Source organism: Micromonospora sp. WMMC241 (assembly GCF_027460165.1).
In the GTDB taxonomy this organism is placed as follows: Bacteria; Actinomycetota; Actinomycetes; order Mycobacteriales; family Micromonosporaceae; genus Micromonospora; species Micromonospora humi.
On record NZ_JAPZBF010000001.1, the window covers coordinates 2,355,038 to 2,374,428 of the forward strand.

Annotated in this window: 14 protein-coding genes; 13 read left to right on the forward strand and 1 reads right to left on the reverse strand. The window is 70.9% G+C overall.

All coding sequences use genetic code 11. The features are described from left to right. Positions 1-9: 9 nt before the first annotated feature. From O7598_RS10985 to mmsB, 6 genes are all read left to right on the forward strand, one after another. Positions 10-1,104 carry an oxidoreductase gene (locus tag O7598_RS10985; RefSeq protein ID WP_269691221.1) on the forward strand — a complete coding sequence of 365 codons (1,095 nt, stop codon included), beginning with the start codon at positions 10-12 and terminating at the stop codon, positions 1,102-1,104. Positions 1,105-1,229: 125 nt separating this feature from the next. Further along, positions 1,230-2,597, forward strand: a complete 1,368-nt coding sequence (locus O7598_RS10990) for an endo-1,4-beta-xylanase (RefSeq protein WP_269691222.1) — start codon at positions 1,230-1,232, stop codon at positions 2,595-2,597. Positions 2,598-2,676: 79 nt separating this feature from the next. Then, a complete protein-coding gene (locus O7598_RS10995) occupies positions 2,677-4,002 on the forward strand; it encodes an extracellular catalytic domain type 1 short-chain-length polyhydroxyalkanoate depolymerase (RefSeq protein ID WP_269691223.1) in 1,326 nt (441 codons plus the stop codon). Between the two features lie 177 nt (positions 4,003-4,179). Further along, a complete protein-coding gene (gene chvE, locus O7598_RS11000) occupies positions 4,180-5,319 on the forward strand; it encodes a multiple monosaccharide ABC transporter substrate-binding protein (RefSeq protein WP_269691224.1) in 1,140 nt (379 codons plus the stop codon). Between the two features lie 82 nt (positions 5,320-5,401). Next, positions 5,402-6,940 (forward strand): multiple monosaccharide ABC transporter ATP-binding protein, encoded by a 1,539-nt coding sequence (gene mmsA, locus O7598_RS11005; RefSeq protein WP_269691225.1) that lies wholly within the window; start codon positions 5,402-5,404, stop codon positions 6,938-6,940. Next, the gene (gene mmsB / locus O7598_RS11010; RefSeq protein WP_091055411.1) at positions 6,937-8,187 is read left to right on the forward strand and encodes a multiple monosaccharide ABC transporter permease; all 1,251 of its coding nucleotides are present in this window, start codon (positions 6,937-6,939) and stop codon (positions 8,185-8,187) included. The genes mmsA and mmsB overlap by 4 nt, the downstream gene beginning before the upstream one ends. 46 nt (positions 8,188-8,233) lie before the next feature. Here the strand turns inward: mmsB and O7598_RS11015 are convergent, their stop codons facing one another. Further along, on the reverse strand, positions 8,234-9,889 hold the full coding sequence (locus O7598_RS11015; RefSeq protein WP_269691226.1) for a glycoside hydrolase family 27 protein: 1,656 nt from the start codon (positions 9,887-9,889) through the stop codon (positions 8,234-8,236). A gap of 643 nt (positions 9,890-10,532) precedes the next feature. Here O7598_RS11015 and araB point away from each other — a divergent pair. From araB to araA, 7 genes are all read left to right on the forward strand, one after another. Continuing rightward, entirely contained in the window at positions 10,533-12,215 is a 1,683-nt protein-coding gene (gene araB, locus O7598_RS11020) for a ribulokinase (protein WP_269691227.1), read from the forward strand. Further along, positions 12,212-12,883 carry an L-ribulose-5-phosphate 4-epimerase gene (locus O7598_RS11025; protein ID WP_269691228.1) on the forward strand — a complete coding sequence of 224 codons (672 nt, stop codon included), beginning with the start codon at positions 12,212-12,214 and terminating at the stop codon, positions 12,881-12,883. The genes araB and O7598_RS11025 overlap by 4 nt, the downstream gene beginning before the upstream one ends. 93 nt (positions 12,884-12,976) lie before the next feature. Then, positions 12,977-13,975, forward strand: coding sequence for an ABC transporter substrate-binding protein (locus O7598_RS11030; RefSeq protein ID WP_269691229.1), 999 nt, complete (start codon positions 12,977-12,979; stop codon positions 13,973-13,975). 72 nt (positions 13,976-14,047) lie between these two features. Then, positions 14,048-15,589, forward strand: a complete 1,542-nt coding sequence (locus tag O7598_RS11035) for a sugar ABC transporter ATP-binding protein (RefSeq protein ID WP_269691230.1) — start codon at positions 14,048-14,050, stop codon at positions 15,587-15,589. Continuing rightward, entirely contained in the window at positions 15,586-16,656 is a 1,071-nt protein-coding gene (locus O7598_RS11040) for an ABC transporter permease (RefSeq protein WP_091055428.1), read from the forward strand. Before O7598_RS11035 ends, O7598_RS11040 begins: the two co-directional genes overlap by 4 nt. Beyond that, positions 16,653-17,645, forward strand: a complete 993-nt coding sequence (gene yjfF, locus O7598_RS11045; protein WP_269691231.1) for a galactofuranose ABC transporter, permease protein YjfF — start codon at positions 16,653-16,655, stop codon at positions 17,643-17,645. Before O7598_RS11040 ends, yjfF begins: the two co-directional genes overlap by 4 nt. 26 nt (positions 17,646-17,671) lie before the next feature. Next, a complete protein-coding gene (araA, locus tag O7598_RS11050) occupies positions 17,672-19,174 on the forward strand; it encodes an L-arabinose isomerase (RefSeq protein WP_269691232.1) in 1,503 nt (500 codons plus the stop codon). Positions 19,175-19,391 lie beyond the last annotated feature (217 nt).

A 19,391-nucleotide genomic window follows, 5' to 3' on the forward strand; every position in this document is an offset into this window, starting at 1 on the left:
CGTCGGGACATGACCGCCACGTTGGCCGCCGGATCGCCGGTGGCGCCGCTGATCGCACCCGTCACCGTCGCCGGAATGCCGTTGCGCACCCGTTTCGTCATGGCGCCGATGACCCGCAACCGCGCGCCCGGCGGCGTGCCGACACCGGAGGTCGCCGACTACTACCGGCGGCGCGCCGAGCAGGGCATCGGGCTGATCGTCACCGAGGGAGTCCTGGTCGACCACCCGACCGCCGGCCACGAGGACACCGTGCCGAGGCTGACGCCGGGGCCGGCCGAGGCGGGCTGGCGACGGGTGGTCGAGGCGGTCCACGGCGCGGGCGGCCGGATCGCCGCGCAGCTGTGGCACCTGGGCAGCCTGCGCGAGCCGGTCGACGGCCGGGCGGCCTGGACGCCGTCGGGCGTGCGCGAGCCGGGCCGCCCGGCCGGACACGCCATGACCGGCGCCGACGTGGACGAGCTGCTGGCGTCGTACGCGGCGGCGGCGCGGGTGGCCGCCCGGGTCGGGTTCGACGCGGTGGAGATCCACGCCGCGCACGGCTATCTGCTGGACGAGTTCCTGTGGCCGTACACGAACCGGCGGACCGACGCGTTCGGCGGCTCCCCGGCGCGCCGGGCGGCGTTCCCGGCCGCTGTGGTCCGGGCGGTCCGCGCGAGCCTCCCGGCGGACCGCCCGGTGATCGTCCGGTTCTCGCAGTTCAAGGAGCGCGCCTTCGACGCCCGCATCGCGGACACGCCGGCCGAGCTGGCCGAGATCCTGACCGCCTTCGCCGAGGCCGGCGCGGACGTCCTGCACGCGTCGCAGCGCCGCTTCTGGCAGCCGGCGTTCGCCGGGTCGGCGTGGAACCTGGCCGGTTGGGCGAAACACCTCACCGGGTTGCCGTCGATCACCGTGGGCTCGGTCGGCCTGACCCGCGACTTCCTGCGTCGGGGCGGCCCGGATTCGGTGTCCGGGCTGACCCGCCGGCTGGCGGACGGCGAGTTCGACCTGGTCGCGTTGGGGCGCGCCCTGCTCGGTAATCCGGCCTGGGTGACGCACGCGGCGGCCGGCCGGTCGGCCGCGATCGTGGACTACCGCAAGTCGCACGAGGAGGTGTACCCGTAGGCGGCCGGGCTTGACGCGCGGCATGTTATCGCTCACAGTCGATGGCAGGGCATTCGCAGCACAGGCTCTCCGGGCGAGCCGCGCTGGTCGCATCACCACCGTGCAACCCGGAAGAGGAATCCTGCATGAGACCCACGAGAGCCTTGCTGTCCACCGGCCTGCTGGCCGGGGCGCTGGCCGCCGGCATGGCGGTGGCGTTGGCGCCCACCGCCAGCGCCGGCACCACCCTGCGTGCCTCGGCGGCCGAGAAGGGCCGCTACTTCGGTGCGGCGGTCGCCACCAACAAGCTGTCCGACAACACGTACGTGACGGTGCTGAACCGCGAGTTCAACTCGGTGGTGGCCGAGAACGAGATGAAGTGGGACGCCACCGAGCCCCAGCAGGGGCGGTTCTCCTACACCGGGGGTGACCGGCTGGTCAGCCACGCCCGGGCCAACGGGATGAGCGTGCGCGGCCACACCCTGCTCTGGCACGCGCAGCAGCCGAGCTGGGCGCAGGGCCTGTCCGGCACCGCGCTGCGCAACGCGGCGATCAACCACGTCACCCAGGTGGCGACCCACTTCAAGGGCCAGATCTACGCCTGGGACGTGGTGAACGAGGCGTTCGCCGACGGTGGTGGCGGCGGTCGCCGCGACTCCAACCTCCAGCGCACCGGCAACGACTGGATCGAGGCGGCCTTCCGGGCCGCGCGGGCGGCCGACCCGGGCGCGAAGCTCTGCTACAACGACTACAACACCGACGGCGTCAACGCGAAGTCCACGGGCGTCTACAACATGGTGCGGGACTTCAAGTCCCGTGGCGTGCCGATCGACTGCGTCGGCTTCCAGTCGCACCTGGGCACCACGATCCCGGGCGACTACCAGGCCAACCTCCAGCGCTTCGCCGACCTCGGCGTGGACGTGCAGATCACCGAGCTGGACGTGATGACCGGCGGCAACCAGGCGAACATCTTCGGCACGGTCACCCGGTCCTGCATGGCGGTGTCGCGGTGCACCGGCATCACGGTGTGGGGCGTGCGGGACTGCGACTCGTGGCGCGGCTCGGACAACGCGCTGCTCTTCGACTGCAGCGGCAACAAGAAGGCCGCGTACACCTCGGTGCTGAACGCGTTGAACGCCGGCGGTACCAGCACGCCGCCGCCGACGACGCCGGGCAACCCGACCACCCCGCCGCCGAACCCGACCACGCCGCCGCCGGGGACGGGTGGCTGTTCGGCGACGGTGTCGCTGAACTCGTGGACCGGTGGGTTCGTGGCCACGGTGAAGGTGACGGCCGGTTCCAACGGCACCCGGGGCTGGACGGTCAGCGTGCCGCTGCCCGGCGGCGCGAGCGTGACCAACACGTGGAGCGCGACCGCCAGCGGCAGCACCGGCACGGTGCGGTTCGCGAACGTGGACTACAACGGTCAGCTCGGCGCCGGTCAGAGTACCGAGTTCGGGTTCCAGGGCAACGGCAGCGCGTCCGGCCTGACGCCCACCTGCTCCGCCAGCTGAGTCCCTCGCCGGTCCGGCCCGCGTCACGGTGGGCCGGACCGGTGGCCTCCGTCCGTACCCCACCATGGAGGAACCGCCGATGAGAGCGAAGATCGCGCTGCTCGCGGCCGGACTGGCCACGGTCCTGACGACGGCGGTCGCCGTCGTCACCGCCGCCGGTCCGGCGTCCGCCGCAGCGCTCACCCAGGTGACGAACTTCGGCACCAACCCGACAAACCTGCAGATGCACCTGTACGTGCCGGACCGGCTCCCGGCCCGGCCGGCCCTGCTGCTGGTCCTGCACTACTGCACCGGCAGCGGCCCGGCGATGCACACCGGTTCCGGCTACAGCCCGTTGGCCGACCGCTACGGATTCATCGTGATCTACCCGTCGGTGACCCGCAGCAGCAAGTGCTGGGACGTGTCGTCGCCGCAGGCGCTGCGGCGCGGTGGCGGCAGCGACCCGGTCGGCCTCAAGTCGATGGTCGACTACGTGACGAGCCGCTACCCGGTCGACACGGCCCGCATCGGCGTCGCCGGCGCTTCGTCCGGCGCCATGATGACCAACGTGATGGCCGGCGTCTACCCGGACGTGTTCCACGCCGGGGTCAGCTCGTCGGGCGTGCCGTTCGGCTGCTTCGCCACCACCAACGGCTCGGAGTGGAACAGCGAGTGCTCCGGCGGGCGGATCACCAAGACTCCGCAGCAGTGGGGTGACCTGGTCCGCAACGCGTACCCGGGCTACACCGGCCGGCGACCCCGGATGCAGATCTGGCACGGCACCACGGACACCACGCTGAGCTACGTCAACTTCGGCGAGCAGATCAAGCAGTGGACGAACGTGCTGGGCGTCTCGCAGACCCCGAGCATGACCGACTATCCGCAGGCCAGCGCCACCCGGACCCGATACGGCGGCACCGGTGGCACGCCGCCGGTGGAGGCGATCAGCTTCCAGGGCTACGGGCACTCGATCCCGTTCGACGCCGCCCAGGCGGTGCGGTTCCTCGGTTTCGACGGCACCGGCACGACCACGCCGCCGCCCAGCCCGACCACCCCGCCGCCGACTCCGACGACGCCGCCGCCGAGCCCGACCACCCCGCCGCCGAGTCCGACGACCCCGGCGCCGCCGGTTCCGGGTGGTTGTTCGGCGACGGTGTCGGTGAACTCGTGGACCGGTGGTTTCGTGGCGACGGTGAAGGTGACGGCCGGCTCGGGTGGCACCCGGGGCTGGACGGTCAGCCTGACGTTGCCCGGCGGGGCGAGTGTGACGAACACCTGGAGCGCGACGGCCAGTGGCAGTTCCGGGACGGTGCGGTTCACCAACGTGGACTACAACGGCCAGCTCGCCGCGGGTCAGAGCACCGAGTTCGGGTTCCAGGGCAACGGCAGCGCGTCGGGTCTCACCCCGACCTGCGCGGCCTCCTGACCCCACCCGCCCGGGGGCGGTGCGTCGATGCGTCGGCGCACCGCCCCTCGTGCTGCCCACGGAGCTTCTGTTACGAGACCGAGACATGCACATTCCGTCCGATCGGTTGACGGTGCAACTTGTGAGCGTTAACACTCCCCGGGAGGATTACGGAGTACGTAGGGGAGAGGAAAGCTCGTGCGCAGACGATTTCTGGCCGTGCTCGGCGGCGTCGCGATGGCCGTCAGCCTGGCCGCGTGCAGTGGTGAGGGCGCGGGTGGCGGCGAGGACAAGAGCACGGCAAAGCCCAGTGACCTGACCATCGGCGTGTCGATGCCGACCCAGACCTCGGAGCGGTGGATCGCCGACGGCAACTCGGTGAAGGAAAAGCTGCAGGCCAAGGGCTACAAGGTCGACCTGCAGTACGCCGGCGACGAGATCCCCACCCAGTCCCAGCAGATCGACCAGATGATCACCCAGGGTGCGGACGTGCTGGTGATCGCCCCGATCGACGGCACCGCGCTCAGCGGCCAGCTCCAGGCCGCCGCGGCGGCGAAGATCCCGGTCATCTCCTACGACCGGCTCATCCGCAACAGCCCGAACGTCGACTTCTACGTCAGCTTCGACAACTACAAGGTCGGCGTGGCGCAGGCCAACGCGCTCCTGGTCGGCCTCGGGCTGCAGAACAAGGACGGCTCGAAGGGCAGCGCCGCCGGCCCGTTCAACGTGGAGCTGTTCGCCGGCTCCCTGGACGACAACAACGCCCACTTCTTCTTCAACGGCGCGATGGACACGCTCAAGCCGTACTTCGACGCCGGCACGCTGAAGGTGAAGTCCGGCCAGACGAAGATCGAGCAGGTGGCCATCCTGCGCTGGCAGCAGGAGACCGCGCAGAAGCGGATGGAGGACCTGCTCACCTCCAGCTACAACGACGGCAGCAAGGTCGACGGCGTGCTGTCGCCGTTCGACGGCCTGTCCCGGGGCATCATCACCGCCCTGCAGAACGCCGGCTACCGCGGCGGGGCCAAGAAGATGCCGGTGATCACCGGCCAGGACGCCGAGGTCGCCTCGGTCAAGCTGATCAACGACGGCGTGCAGAGCTCCACCGTCTTCAAGGACACCCGCCTGCTGGCCGACCAGGCCGTGGTCGCCGCCGAGGCGTTCCTCAAGAAGGAGGAGCCCAAGGCGAACGACACCAAGGCGTACGACAACGGCAACAAGGTCGTGCCCGCGTTCCTGCTGCCGGTGCAGACCGTCTACAAGGACGACATCAAGTCCGCGCTCATCGACTCCGGCTACCTGACCGCACAGGAGGTCGCCGCCGGCCGGGCCGGCTGACAGGCGCGACGGACCCGGTGGCGCGCCGCGTCACCGGGTCCACCGGCGCACCGACGCGACGGCCCCGAGCAGGACGGTTTCCATGAGCGATCACATCCTCGAAATGCGGAACATCACCAAGACCTTTCCCGGAGTGGCCGCGCTCCAGGACGTCTCGCTCGCCGTGCGGCGCGGCGAGATCCACGCGATCTGCGGCGAGAACGGCGCCGGCAAGTCGACCCTGATGAAGGTGCTCTCCGGGGTCTACCCGACGGGGAGCTACGACGGGCAGATCGTCCTCGACGGCGAGCCGGTCGAGTTCCGGGGCATCCGGGACAGCGAGTCGCACGGCATCGTCATCATCCACCAGGAGCTGGCGCTGGTGCCGTACCTGTCGATCGCGGAGAACATCTTCCTCGGCAACGAGCGCCGCGGGCGCAGCGGGCTGATCGACTGGCACCGGACCAACGCGGAGGCCGCGGCGCTGCTGCGGTCGGTCGGGTTGGACGAGAACCCGGTGACGCCGGTCATCCAGCTCGGGGTGGGCAAGCAGCAGCTGGTGGAGATCGCCAAGGCGCTGTCCAAGAAGGTGCGGCTGCTCATCCTGGACGAGCCGACCGCGGCGCTCAACGACGTCGACTCGGCGCACCTGCTGAACCTGCTGCGCCGGCTGCGGGACCAGGGCATCACCTGCATCATGATCTCCCACAAGCTCGGTGAGATCACCGCGGTCGCGGACTCCACCACGGTGATCCGCGACGGCCGGACGGTGGAGACGCTCGACATGGGCGACGGCACCGCGACCCAGGATCGGATCATCCGCGGCATGGTCGGTCGCGACCTCGCGGCGTTCTACCCGACCCGGACGTCGACGCCCGGGGCCGAGGTGCTGCGGATCGAGGACTGGTCCGTGCGCCATCCGACCCAGGACCGACTGGTGGTCGACCGGGCCTCGCTCACCGTCCGCGCCGGCGAGGTGGTCGGCATCGCCGGGCTGATGGGCGCGGGCCGTACCGAGCTGGCGATGAGCGTGTTCGGCCGGGCGTACGGGCGGGACATCTCCGGGCGGATCTTCGTCAACGGCCGGGAGGTGCGGACCCGGACGGTGGCCGAGGCGATCGCCAACGGCATCGCGTACGCGACCGAGGACCGCAAGCAGTACGGCCTCAACCTGATCGACGACGTGCGCGGCAACATCTCGGCCGCGGCGCTCGGCAAGCTCGCGCGCAACGGCTGGATCGACGGCAACGAGGAGATCACTGTCGCCGAGCGGGGCCGGCGCGACATGAACATCAAGGCGCCGACCGTCATGTCGGTGGTGGGCAAGCTCTCCGGTGGCAACCAGCAGAAGGTCGTGCTGGCGAAGTGGCTGTTCACCGACCCCGACGTGCTGATCCTCGACGAACCGACCCGGGGCATCGACGTCGGGGCGAAGTTCGAGATCTACACGATCGTCAACCGGCTGGTGGCCGACGGCAAGGCCGTCGTCATCATCTCGTCCGAGCTGCCCGAGCTGCTCGGCATGTGCGACCGCATCTACACCCTGGCCGCCGGCCGGATCACCGGTGAGCTGCCGGTGGGCGAGGCCACCCAGGAGAACCTGATGGAACTCATGACCAAGGACCGGGATCTCGTCCGATGACCAGCACGAAGCCCTCCACCTCACCGAAGGTCGACGCGCCCGACTCCGGGCCGGTCGCCACCCTGCACACCGGCACCAGCGACCCGCGCACGCTGATCCTGGGCAACCTGCGGCAGAGCGGCATCTACATCGCCCTGGTGGTGATCGTCGCGCTGTTCGCGGTCCTCACCGACGGCGTCTCGCTCAGCCCCGGCAACCTCACCAACATCGTTCTCCAGTACTCGTACATCCTGGTGCTCGCGATCGGCATGGTCATCGTGATCATCGGCGGCCACATCGACCTGTCCGTCGGGTCGGTGGTGGCGCTGACCGGCGCGGTCTCCGCCGTGCTCGTCATCCGGGAGGGCATGCCCTGGTGGGTCGGCATCCTCGCCGCGCTCGCGGTGGGCGTGGCGGTGGGTGCCTGGCACGGCCTCTGGGTCGCCTACGCCGGGATCCCGGCGTTCATCGTCACGCTGGCCGGCATGCTGCTGTTCCGCGGCCTGACGCTGCGGGTGCTGGACAACATCTCGCTGTCGCCGTTCCCGGCGGAATACCAGCGGGTCGCCGCCGGCTTCCTCAACGGGCTCCTCGGCGGGCAGGGCTTCGACGCCTTCACGCTGTTCATCGGCGTCTTCGCGGTGGTCGGTTACGCCGCGAGCGTGTTCCGGACCCGGCTGGCCCGGGTCCGCCACGAGCAGCCGGTGGAGTCGTTCCCGCTGTTCGTCCTGCGGGTGGTGGTGGTCGGCGCCGTCGTCATGTGGTTCGCTTGGCAGCTCGCCCACGCGCGGGGCCTGCCGATCGTGCTGATCGTGCTGGCCGTGCTGGTGCTCGTCTACGGCCTGCTCACCCGCCGTACCGTCTTCGGCCGCCAGGTCTACGCGATCGGCGGCAACCTGCCGGCGGCGACGCTGTCCGGCGTCCGGGTGAAGACGGTCAACTTCTGGGTCTTCGTCAACATGGGCTTCCTCTCCGCGGTGGCCGGAGTGATCTACTCCTCCCGGTCCAACGGGGCCCAGCCGGCGGCGGGCAACATGTTCGAGTTGGACGCCATCGCGGCGGCCTTCATCGGCGGCGCGGCGGTCACCGGCGGGGTCGGCACCGTCGTCGGCGCGATGGTGGGTGGCCTGATCATGGCGGTGATGAGCAACGGCATGCAGCTCATGGGCGTCGACCAGTCGATCCAGTCGGTGGTGAAGGGCCTGGTGCTGCTCGCCGCCGTGGCGTTCGACATCTGGAACAAGCGCCGGGCCGCGGGCAGCCGGTGAGCCCGGCCGGCCGGACGGCGTTCCCGCCGTCCGGCCGGCCGCGTCGTCACACCCGGCTCCACCGCTGGTTGGTGTTGCCGTGGCAGGTCCAGAGGACCACCCGGGTGCCGTTGGCGGTGCCGGCGCCCTCGACGTCCAGGCACAGGGTCGGGAACCGGCCGTTGCTCACCGTGCCGTTGCCGTTGAACGTCCACTGCTGGTTGGTGCCGCCGTTGCAGTCCCAGATCTGCACCCGGGTGCCGGCGGTCGCACCGGTCGGCACGTCCAGGCACTTGCCGAGCACCTGGAGCGTCTGCCCGCTGGCGGTGAACTGCTGGTTGGGGTTGCCGTGACAATCCCAGATCAGCGTGCCGGTGCCGTTGGCGGTGCCGCCGTTGTCGACGTCGAGGCAGCGGCCGGCCGACTCGCTGCGCAGCCGGAACGTGGTCGGGGTGGGCGGCGGGGTGGTGGTGCCGCCGCCGCTGACCCGGTAGACCACGGTGCCGTGCGCGGGCACGCTGGCGGAGATGGCGCCGGTGCTGGTGGAGGTGGCGTCGGTCCACGCGTCGCGCAGCGTGAACGAGCTGCCGCTCTTGCCCACCGCCGCCGCCGTGGTGGAGACCGTGGTGGTGGCGCTGCCCTGGTTGAACAGCGCGACCGCGACGTCGCCGTTGGCCAGCGGCTTGGCCAGCACCCGGCGGGTGCCGTCGAAGGAGACCTGGCTCGCCTGCCGGGCGAGCGGGTCCTGGCTGATGCCGATGAGGTTGGCGTTCTTCAGGATGGTCTGGGTGGCCGCGTTCATGGAGCGCAGGTCGTTGCCGGCGATGAGCGGGGAGGCCATGATCGCCCACAGCGCGAAGTGGCTGCGCATCTCGGTGTCGGTCATGCCGCCGCGCCCGACCTCCAACATGTCCATGTCGTTGAACGCGCCGGGCTTGGCCCGCCCGGCCAGCGGCACGGTGACGTCGACGATGTTCTGGATGCCCATCGGGTAGCCGTTGGTCTGGCCGCTGTTCCAGGTGTTGGTGATGTCCTCGGTGGTGCGCCACATGTTCGCCACGTCGCCCCAGTCACGCTGCGGGCCGGTCTTGGAGTGGACGCTGTTCGAGTTGATGCTGTAGACGATGGGCCGACCGGCGGCGGCGAGCGCGTCGCGCATGATGTTGAACACGCGGACCTGGTCGTCGATGCTGCCGCTGGGGGAGCACCAGTCGTACTTGAGGTAGTCGACTCCCCAGGCGGCGAACTGCCGGGCGTCCTGGGCCTCGTGCCCCTGGGCCCCGGTGGCGCCGGGATAGCTGTTGAAGTACTGCGCGCACGTCTTGTCCAACGGGCCCTGGTAGATGCCGAACTTCAGCCCCCGGGCGTGGATGTAGTCGCCGAGCGCCTTCATGCCCGACGGGAAGCGGCTCGGGTCGCCCTGCAGGTTCCCCGCGGAGTCACGGTTCGGGTTCATCCAGCAGTCGTCGACGACGACGTACTGGTAGCCGGCGTCGCGCATGCCGGAGCTGACCATCGCGTCGGTCATCTGCCGGATGAGCGTCTCGTTGATGTTGCAGCCGAACGTGTTCCAACTGTTCCAGCCCATCGGCGGCGTGCGGGCGACACCGTTGTCGAGCGCCCGCGCCGGCTGCGGGGCGGCCGCCCCACCGACGACGGTGGCGGCGAGCGCGACCGCCGCGACGCCGAGGGCGGCCAACAGCCGTCGTGTTCTTCTGCGCACAGGTCCTCCTCGGTTGACGGGCGCGGACGGGCGCCCGGCGGGAGCGGCCACTCGCGGCGGCCCGTGTCACGGCGCCGGCGGTCGCCGGGATGCCGTGGCGTCGAGGGGACCGGTGGACCGGCGACGGCCGCTCGGGTGGTGGGTCGGCGATGGCCGGGGACGCCGCCGGCCGTCGCCTCGCTGCCGTGCCGCCGGCGTCCGCCCGGGGACGTCCCGCCGGCATGGCGATGTCGCGGATGTTATCGCTGACATCAAACTGTGTAAATAGCTTGGCGGCCCTCCCGGCGGCCCTCGGCGGATCCGACGGGTGATCCGTTGTGGAGGAAACGGGCCGTTGAGAGGCCGTGTGCCGGCCTGGGACGCATCGGATCGAGCCCTCGGCGCGGGTGCTGCGACATGGCCTAGGAGTGATCTCCTCAAGACATCAATTGTTGTCGCTAACACATGGGTGTCCCGGCCCGCTGCGCCGCCATGTCGGCACCGCCGGACGATCTCCGGCGGTGCGCCGCCGGGCCGGTCCGGACGCAGGCGTCGACGATCCTCGGAACGTGCCGGTCCTCGTTACGCAGCCGTTGCGCTCAGGTGTCTTGACGGATGTATATGTGAGCGCTAACACTAACTCCGTGACACGGGAGAGGTGCAAATGAGCGAGGTGGAGGGACCCGACCACTACGTGGTCGGGGTCGATTTCGGCACGTTGTCCGGGCGGGCGCTCGTGGTGCGGGTCCGCGACGGCGCCGAGGTCGGCACCGCGGTGCACGCGTACCGGCACGGGGTGATCGAGACGGCAGTGCCCGACGGCGGCCCGTCGCTGCCCCCGGACTGGGCGTTACAGGACCCCGACGACTACCGCGACGTGCTGCGCGAAGCGGTGCCCGCCGCGCTGGCCGCGGCCGGGGTGGACCCGGCCCGGGTGGTCGGCATCGGCACCGACTTCACCGCCTGCACCGTGCTGCCGACGCTCGCCGACGGCACCCCGCTGTGCGAGGTGCCGGAGCTGCGCCGCCGGCCGCACGCCTGGGTCAAGCTGTGGAAGCACCACGCCGCGCAGCCGCAGGCCGACCGGATCAACGCGCTGGCGCACGAGCGTGGCGAACCGTGGATCGGCCGCTACGGCGGCAAGATCTCCGCCGAGTGGCAGTTCGCCAAGGGGCTGCAGATTCTGGCCGAGGATCCGGAGGTCTACCGGCGGGCCGAGCGCTTCGTCGAGGCCGCCGACTGGATCGTCTGGGAGCTGTGCGGCGCCGAGACCCGCAACGCCTGCACCGCCGGCTACAAGGGCATCCTCCAGGACGGCCGGTACCCGTCGGCCGACTACCTGGCCGCGCTGGACCCCGGCTTCACCGACTTCGTGGCCAAACTGGACGGTCCGTTGCTGCCGCTGGGCGACCGGGCCGGCACGCTCGGCGCCCGCGCCGCGGCCTGGACCGGCCTGCCCGAGGGCATCGCGGTCGCGGTCGGCAACGTCGACGCGCACGTCACCGCCGCCGCGGCCCAGGCGCTGCGCCCGGGGCGGCTGGTAGCGATCATGGGCACCTCCACCTGCCACGTGCTCAACGGCACCCACCCCGCCGAGGTGCCCGGCATGTGCGGCGTGGTCGACGGCGGCATCAGCCCGGGCGCCTGGGGCTACGAGGCCGGGCAGAGCGGCGTCGGTGACATCTTCGGCTGGTTCGTGCGCCACGGCGCGCCGGCCGGCCTCGACTCGCACGAACGGCTCACCGAGCTGGCCGCCGCCCAGCCGGTCGGCGCGCACGGCCTGGTGGCGCTGGACTGGTGGAACGGCAACCGCTCCCTGCTGGTCAACCACGACCTCAGCGGACTTGTCGTCGGGCTGACGCTCGCCACCCGGCCGCCGGACGTCTACCGCGCGCTGCTGGAGGCCACCGCGTACGGCACCCGCATGATCGTCGAGGCGTTCGCCGAGGCGGGCGTGCCGGTCGACGACCTGGTGGTGGCCGGCGGGCTCACCTCGAACCGGCTGCTGATGCAGATCTACGCCGACGTCACCAACCGACCGCTGGGCATCATCGGCTCGGCGCAGGGCCCGGCGCTCGGCTCGGCCATCCACGCGGCGGTCGCCGCCGGGGCCTACCCGACGGTGCACGAGGCGTCGGCGGCCATGGGGCGGGTGGACGAGGGCGTCTACCGGCCGATCCCGGAGAACGTGCGGGCGTACGACGCGCTCTACGCCGAGTACCGGGCGCTGCACGACCACTTCGGCCGCGGCGCGAACGACGTCATGCTGCGCCTGCGGGCGATCCGGAACGCGGCGGTCGACGCCGCCGCCGAGCGGACCGCCTCGACCCTGGAGGTGGTCGGATGAACACCGAGATCGCCGTGCTCCGCGAGACCGTCGCCCGCCTGCACCGCGAGCTGACCCGCTACGACCTGGTCGCCTGGACGTCCGGCAACGTCTCGGCGCGCGTCCCCGGGCAGGACCTCATGGTGATCAAGCCGAGCGGGGTGGACTACGACGACCTGACCGCCGACACCATGGTGGTCTGCGACCTGAACGGCGTGGTGGTCGACGGCGGCGGCTCGCCGTCCAGCGACACCGCCGCGCACGCCTACGTCTACCGCGCGATGCCCGAGGTCGGCGGCGTCGTGCACACGCACAGCGGCTACGCCACCGCCTGGGCGGCGCGGGGCGAGGCGATCCCGTGCTGGCTCACCGCCCAGGCCGACGAGTTCGGCGGGGAGATCCCGATCGGGCCGTTCGCGCTGATCGGCGGCGACGACATCGGCAAGGGCATCGTCAGCACGCTGTCCGGGCACCGCTCGCCGGCGGTGCTCATGCGCAACCACGGTGTGTTCACCATCGGCAGGGACGCCCGCGCGGCGGTCAAGGCCGCGGTGATGTGCGAGGACGTCGCGCGCACCGCACACCTGGCCCGCGCGCTCGGGCAGCCGCTGCCGATCGCACCGGCCGACGTCGACGCGCTGTACGACCGCTACCAGAACGTGTACGGCCAACGCCCGTCGAGCGGCTGACACCGACCAGCACCACCTCATCCCCACCACCACAACCGGTCGCCCCGGCCCCGCCGGTCGCGCGCCCGGATCACCCCACCCCGAGGAGATTCGATGAGAACCAGGAGTACGGCACGGACGGTCGTCGCGGCTCTGGCCGGCGTGCTGCTCGCCGCCAGCATGGCCGCCTGCGGCAACAGCGACACCGGCGGCGATTCCGGCGGCGGCGGCAACGACAAGCTCGTCCTGGGCTTCTCCCAGGTCGGCGCGGAGAGCGGCTGGCGGACCGCCAACACCACCTCGATCAAGGAGGCGGCGGGCGAGGCCGGCGTCGAGCTGAAGTTCGACGACGCGCAGCAGAAGCAGGAGAACCAGATCAAGGCGATCCGGAACTTCATCCAGCAGAAGGTCGACGTGATCGCCTTCTCGCCGGTGGTGGAGTCCGGCTGGGACACCGTGCTCAAGGAGGCCAAGGACGCCAAGATCCCGGTGATCCTGACCGACCGCGCGGTCGACTCGGCCGACAAGTCGCTCTACAAGACGTTCCTCGGCTCGGACTTCAAGAAGGAGGGCCGGCTCGCGGGCGAGTGGCTGGTGGAGCAGAAGAAGGCGGCCACCGGCCCGGTCAACATCGTCGAGCTGCAGGGTACGACCGGCTCGGCGCCGGCGAACGACCGCAAGGCGGGCTTCGGCGAGGCGATCGCGGCCAACCCGAACCTGAAGATCATCGCGTCGCAGTCCGGTGACTTCACCCGCGCCGGCGGCAAGCAGGTGATGGAGCAGTTCCTCAAGGCCAACCCGAAGATCGACGTGCTCTTCGCGCACAACGACGACATGGGGCTGGGCGCGCTCGAGGCGATCACCGCGGCCGGCAAGGTGCCCGGCAAGGACATCACCATCATCACCGTCGACGCGGTGAAGGACGGCATGCAGGCGCTCGCGGACGGCAAGTTCAACTTCATCGCGGAGTGCAGCCCGCTGCTCGGCCCGCAGCTGATGGACCTGGCGAAGAAGGTCAAGGCCGGCGAGGAGGTGCCGGCCCGGATCGAGACCGAGGAGACCACCTTCACGCAGGAGACGGCCAAGGAGGCACTGCCCAACCGCAAGTACTGACCCACACCGGGGGTCGCCGTCGCGCCGACGGCGGCCCCCGTGCCACCACCGCTCAAGAAGAGGTCCGATGGGATGACGGGTGACCGTCCGGTCCTGACCATGACCGGAATCAGCAAGACCTTCCCCGGGGTCCGCGCGCTGCACGACGTCGACTTCCGGCTGTTCCCGGGCGAGGTCCACGCCCTGATGGGCGAGAACGGCGCCGGCAAGTCGACCCTGATCAAGGTGTTGACCGGCGTCTACGGCACCGACGCCGGCACCGTCACGCTCGACGGCGAGCAGGTGTCCTTCACCGGGCCGATGCAGGCCGCCGCGGCCGGCGTGAGCACCGTCTACCAGGAGGTCAACCTCTGCACCAACCTGTCGGTGGCGGAGAACATCTTCATCGGCCGGGAACCGCGCCGCCTGGGCGCGGTGCGCTGGGGCGAGATGCGCCGGCGGGCCCGCGACCTGCTGGCCCGCCTCGACCTCGACCTCGACGTGAGCGCCCAGCTCGGCACGTACTCGCTGGCCGTGCAGCAGATGGTCGCCATCGCCCGGGCGATCGACGTGCGGGCCCGGGTGCTCATCCTGGACGAGCCGACGTCCAGCCTGGACGCCGGCGAGGTGGCCCAGCTGTTCCGCATCATGCGGCAGTTGCGTGACGAGGGGATCGCGATCCTGTTCGTCACCCACTTCCTCGACCAGGTCTACGGCATCGCCGACCGGATCACGGTGCTGCGCAACGGCGCCCTGGTCGGGGAGTACCGCACCGGGGAGCTGCCGCAGTTCAGCCTCGTGGAGAAGATGATCGGCCAGGAGCTGGACGTCCTGGAACGGCTGGACGAGCAGCAGAAGCGGGCCACCGTCGCGCTCGACGGGCAGGCCCCGTTGGTGGACGCCGAGGAGGTGGGCCGCCGCGGCGCGGTCGCCCCGTTCAGCCTGCGCATCCACGCCGGTGAGGTGGTCGGCCTGGCCGGCCTGCTCGGCTCCGGCCGTACCGAGGTGGCCCGGCTGATCTTCGGCGCCGACCGCGCCGACCACGGTCAGGTCCGCACCGACGGCACGCGCTCGCCGCTGCGTACCCCGATCCACGCCATCGACCAGGGCATCGGCTTCTGCTCGGAGAACCGCCGCGCGGAGGGCATCGTGCCGGAGCTGTCGGTGCGGGAGAACATGATCCTGGCGATGCAGGCCGCGCGCGGCTGGCTGCGCCCGATCCCGCGCCGGCGGCAGGACGAACTGGTGCAGAAGTACGTCGAGGCGCTGAGCATCCGGCCGGCGAACCCGGAACTGCCGGTGCGCAACCTCTCCGGCGGCAACCAGCAGAAGGTGCTGCTGGCACGCTGGCTCATCACCGAGCCGCGGCTGCTCATCCTCGACGAGCCCACCCGCGGCATCGACGTCGGCGCCAAGGCCGAGATCCAGAAGCTGGTGGTGCAGCTCTCCGACGGTGGCATGGCGGTGCTGTTCATCTCCGCCGAGCTGGAGGAGGTGCTGCGCCTGAGTCACCGGGTCGCGGTCATGCGCGACCGCGAGATGGTCGCCCAGCTCACCAACGACGACACGCTCGACGCGGACCGCGTCATGCGCACCATCGCCAGCGGAACCCCCCGGGAGGAGGTGAACCGATGAACACCGTCGCCGACCGCCTCCGCCCGCTGACCGGGCACCGGCTGTTCTGGCCGGCCCTGGTGCTCGTGGTGATGATCGCCGCGAACACCGTCTACCGGCCCGGCTTCCTCGCCGTCGAGGTCAAGAACGGTCACCTGTACGGCACGCCGGTCGACATCCTCCGGTTGAGCGCGCCGCTGATCCTCGTCGCGCTCGGCATGACCCTGGTCATCGCCACCGGCGGCATCGACCTGTCCGTCGGCTCGCTCTGCGCCATCAGCGGCGCGATCGCGTGCCTGCACATCAGCGGCGCGGCCGACCAGAACAGCCCGGCCACGGTGGCGACCGCGCTGGCCCTGGCCTTCGGGGCCGCGCTCGTGCTCGGCGCGTGGAACGGGGTGCTGGTCGCCGTCATCGGCATCCAACCCATCATCGCCACGCTGATCCTCATGGTGGCCGGGCGGGGGATCGCCCAGCTGGTCACCGAGGGGCAGATCATCACGATCAACTCCGGGCCGTACCGGGCGATCGGGCTGGGGAGCTTCCTGACGCTGCCGCTGGCCATCCTGATCGCGTTGGCCGCCGCGCTGCTGGTGGCCGCGTTCACCCGGCGTACCGCGCTCGGGCTGATCGTCGAGTCGGTCGGCGGCAACGCCGAGGCCAGCCGGCTGGCCGGCATCCGGTCGCGTCGCGTCGTCTTCCTCGTCTACGTGGTCAGCGCCGCCTGCGCCGCGCTGGCCGGTTTCATGGTCACCGCGAACGTCTCGAGCGCGGACGGCAACGCGGCCGGGCTGTGGATCGAGCTCGACGCGATCCTCGCGGTGGTGATCGGCGGGACGTCGCTGGCCGGCGGCCGGTTCTCGCTCAGCGGCACCGTTCTCGGCGCGCTGATCATCCAGACCCTGACCACCACGGTGTACGCCATGAACATCTCGCCGCAGACGTCCTTGCTGTTCAAGGCCGTCGTCGTGATCGCCGTCTGCCTGGTGCAGGCCCCGGCGTTCCGGGCCCGGTTCCGTCGCCGCCGGCGCGGCGTCGAGCCCGGTCCGGCGGCGCCGCAGCGGGAGAAGGAGCAGGTCCCGGCATGAGCAGCACGTCGTTGTCCGCCGTCCGGTCCTGGCGGCCCAGCCTGCCCCGGCGGCACGTCCCGGTCCTGGCGACGCTCGCGCTGCTGCTGGTCATGTACGGCGTCGGCGTGTCGCAGTACCGCGCGTTCTCCAACGTCCAGGTCGTCTTCAACGTCTTCATCGACAACGGCTTCCTGCTGGTGGTCGCCGTCGGCATGACGTTCGTGATCCTCACCGGCGGCATCGACCTGTCCGTCGGCTCGGTGGTCGCGATGACCGCGATGGTGTCGGCCGCCCTGCTCCGCGACGGCCTGCCCGCGGTGCTGGTGCTCGTCGTCGCGCTGCTCATCGGTCCGACGCTCGGGTTCCTGATGGGCTGCGCGATCCACTTCTTCGAGATCCAGCCGTTCATCGTCACGCTCGCCGGCATGTTCTTCGCCCGCGGCATGTGCACGTTCATCAGCGACTCCTCGATCTCCATCACCGACGGTTTCTGGACCGGCATGTCCCAGGAGCGCATCGGTGACCCGGCGGGGAACTTCGTGTCGATCAGCGTGCTCATCGCGTTCGCGGTGGTCCTGGTCGCCGCGTACGTGCTGGCGTACACCCGGTTCGGCCGCAACGTGTACGCGGTCGGCGGCAACGCGCAGTCGGCGCTGCTGATGGGCCTGCCGGTGGCGCGGACCCGGATCGCCGTCTACACGATCAGCGGCTTGTGCTCGGCCATCGGCGGCATCCTGCTGTCGTTCTACACGCTCTCCGGCGCGCCGCTGATCGCCGTCGGGATGGAACTGGACGTGATCGCCGCGGTCGTCATCGGCGGCACGGTGCTCACCGGCGGGTCGGGCTACGTCTTCGGCACCGTGCTCGGGGTGCTGGTGCTGGGCGTGATCCAGACGTTGATCACCTTCGACGGCAGCCTCAACTCCTGGTGGACCAAGATCGTGATCGGCGGGCTGCTCTTCGCGTTCATCCTCCTCCAGCGCCTCATCGGCATCCGGTTCAAGTGACGGCAACTAGCGCGGAAGGCAACAACATGGCACCTCATCCCCAGCCCGAGGTCTGGTTCCTCACCGGTAGCCAGGGCCTCTACGGCGAGGACACCCTGCGGCAGGTCGCCGACCAGTCCCGGCAGATCGCCGCCCGGCTGGACGAGTCGTCGGACATTCCGGTCCGGGTGGTCTGGAAGCCGGTCCTGACCTCCAGCACGGACATCCTGGCGATGTGCCGGGACGCGGCCGTGCAGGGCGCGGTCGGGGTGATCGCCTGGATGCACACGTTCTCGCCGGCCAAGATGTGGATCGCCGGGCTGGACGCGTTGCAGACGCCGTTGCTGCACCTGCACACCCAGGCGAACGTGGCGCTGCCGTGGGACACCATCGACATGGACTTCATGAACCTGAACCAGGCCGCGCACGGCGACCGCGAGTTCGGGTACATCCAGACCCGCCTGGGGGTGGCTCGCAAGACCGTCGCCGGGCACGTCACCGACCCGCGGGTCATCGCGCGGGTGGCGGCCTGGACCCGCGCGGCGATCGGCTGGTCGTCGGTGCGGACGCTGCGCCTGGCCCGCTTCGGCGACAACATGCGCGACGTCGCGGTCACCGAGGGGGACAAGGTCGAGGCGGAGCTGCGCTTCGGCGTCTCGGTCAACACCTACGGCGTGAACGACCTGGTCGCGGTGGTCGACCAGGTCGCCGAGGCGCAGGTCGACGACCTGGTGAAGGAGTACGACGACACCTACCGGCTGGACGCCGCGCTGCGTGCCGGCGGCGACCGGCACGAGTCGCTGCGCTACGCCGCGCGCCAGGAGCTGGGGCTGCGGGCGTTCCTGGACGACGGCGGCTTCCGCGCGTTCACCACCAACTTCGAGGACCTCGGCGGGCTGCGCCAGCTTCCCGGCATCGCGGTGCAGCGGCTGATGGCCGACGGGTACGGGTTCGGCGGCGAGGGGGACTGGAAGACCTCCGTCCTGGTGCGCACGCTGAAGGCGATGGCGGTCGGCGTCCAGGGCGGCACGTCCTTCATGGAGGACTACACCTACGACCTGACGTTCGGTCAGGAGCTGGTCCTCGGCGCGCACATGCTGGAGGTGTGCCCGAGCATCGCCGCGGACGTGCCGACCGCGGAGGTGCACCCGCTGGGCATCGGTGGGCGGGAGGACCCGGTCCGGCTGGTCTTCGACGCGGCGGCCGGTCCGGCCGTGGTGCTCGGCATGTCGGACCTGGGGGAGCGGTTCCGGCTGGTCGCCAACGTGGTCGACGTGGTGCCGCCGCCGCAGCCGTTGCGCCGGCTGCCGGTGGCCCGCGCGGTGTGGCGTCCCCGCCCCGACCTCGCCGCGTCGGCGGAGTCCTGGATCACGGCGGGCGCCCCGCACCACACCGTGCTCTCCCAGGCCGTCGGCGTGGAGGAGTTGCGTGACCTGGCCGCGATGACGCGTACCGAGCTGGCGGTCATCGACGGCGACACCGTGCCGCACCGGTTCGCCGACGAGCTGCGCTGGAACCAGGCGTACCACCGGCTCGCGCGCGGTTTCTGACGCGCCCGCGGGTGGCGTACCCCGATCTCCGCGTCGGGGCACGCCACCCGCTCGTGTCCGCGACGTTACGCCTTGACGAACCTCTTGTTATCGCTCACAGTCGATGTGTCGGAAAGCCGGCAGCCTCGGTGGTCCCTCCGGGCCGGACCACCGCATCGGCTGCCACCCGGCTCCGATTCCCCTCGGGCAGGGACGACTGTTAACGATCACATAAGGA

What these genes read in the sequence shown, in the direction of transcription:
- mmsB (WP_091055411.1), top strand. Translation starts at nt 6,937, where the DNA reads ATGACCAGCACGAAGCCCTCCACCTCACCGAAGGTCGACGCGCCCGAC.
- O7598_RS10995 (WP_269691223.1), top strand. Translation starts at nt 2,677, where the DNA reads ATGAGAGCGAAGATCGCGCTGCTCGCGGCCGGACTGGCCACGGTCCTG.
- araA (WP_269691232.1), top strand. Translation starts at nt 17,672, where the DNA reads ATGGCACCTCATCCCCAGCCCGAGGTCTGGTTCCTCACCGGTAGCCAG.
- O7598_RS10985 (WP_269691221.1), top strand. Translation starts at nt 10, where the DNA reads ATGACCGCCACGTTGGCCGCCGGATCGCCGGTGGCGCCGCTGATCGCA.
- O7598_RS10990 (WP_269691222.1), top strand. Translation starts at nt 1,230, where the DNA reads ATGAGACCCACGAGAGCCTTGCTGTCCACCGGCCTGCTGGCCGGGGCG.
- mmsA (WP_269691225.1), top strand. Translation starts at nt 5,402, where the DNA reads ATGAGCGATCACATCCTCGAAATGCGGAACATCACCAAGACCTTTCCC.
- O7598_RS11040 (WP_091055428.1), top strand. Translation starts at nt 15,586, where the DNA reads ATGAACACCGTCGCCGACCGCCTCCGCCCGCTGACCGGGCACCGGCTG.
- yjfF (WP_269691231.1), top strand. Translation starts at nt 16,653, where the DNA reads ATGAGCAGCACGTCGTTGTCCGCCGTCCGGTCCTGGCGGCCCAGCCTG.
- araB (WP_269691227.1), top strand. Translation starts at nt 10,533, where the DNA reads ATGAGCGAGGTGGAGGGACCCGACCACTACGTGGTCGGGGTCGATTTC.
- O7598_RS11030 (WP_269691229.1), top strand. Translation starts at nt 12,977, where the DNA reads ATGAGAACCAGGAGTACGGCACGGACGGTCGTCGCGGCTCTGGCCGGC.
- O7598_RS11035 (WP_269691230.1), top strand. Translation starts at nt 14,048, where the DNA reads ATGACGGGTGACCGTCCGGTCCTGACCATGACCGGAATCAGCAAGACC.
- O7598_RS11025 (WP_269691228.1), top strand. Translation starts at nt 12,212, where the DNA reads ATGAACACCGAGATCGCCGTGCTCCGCGAGACCGTCGCCCGCCTGCAC.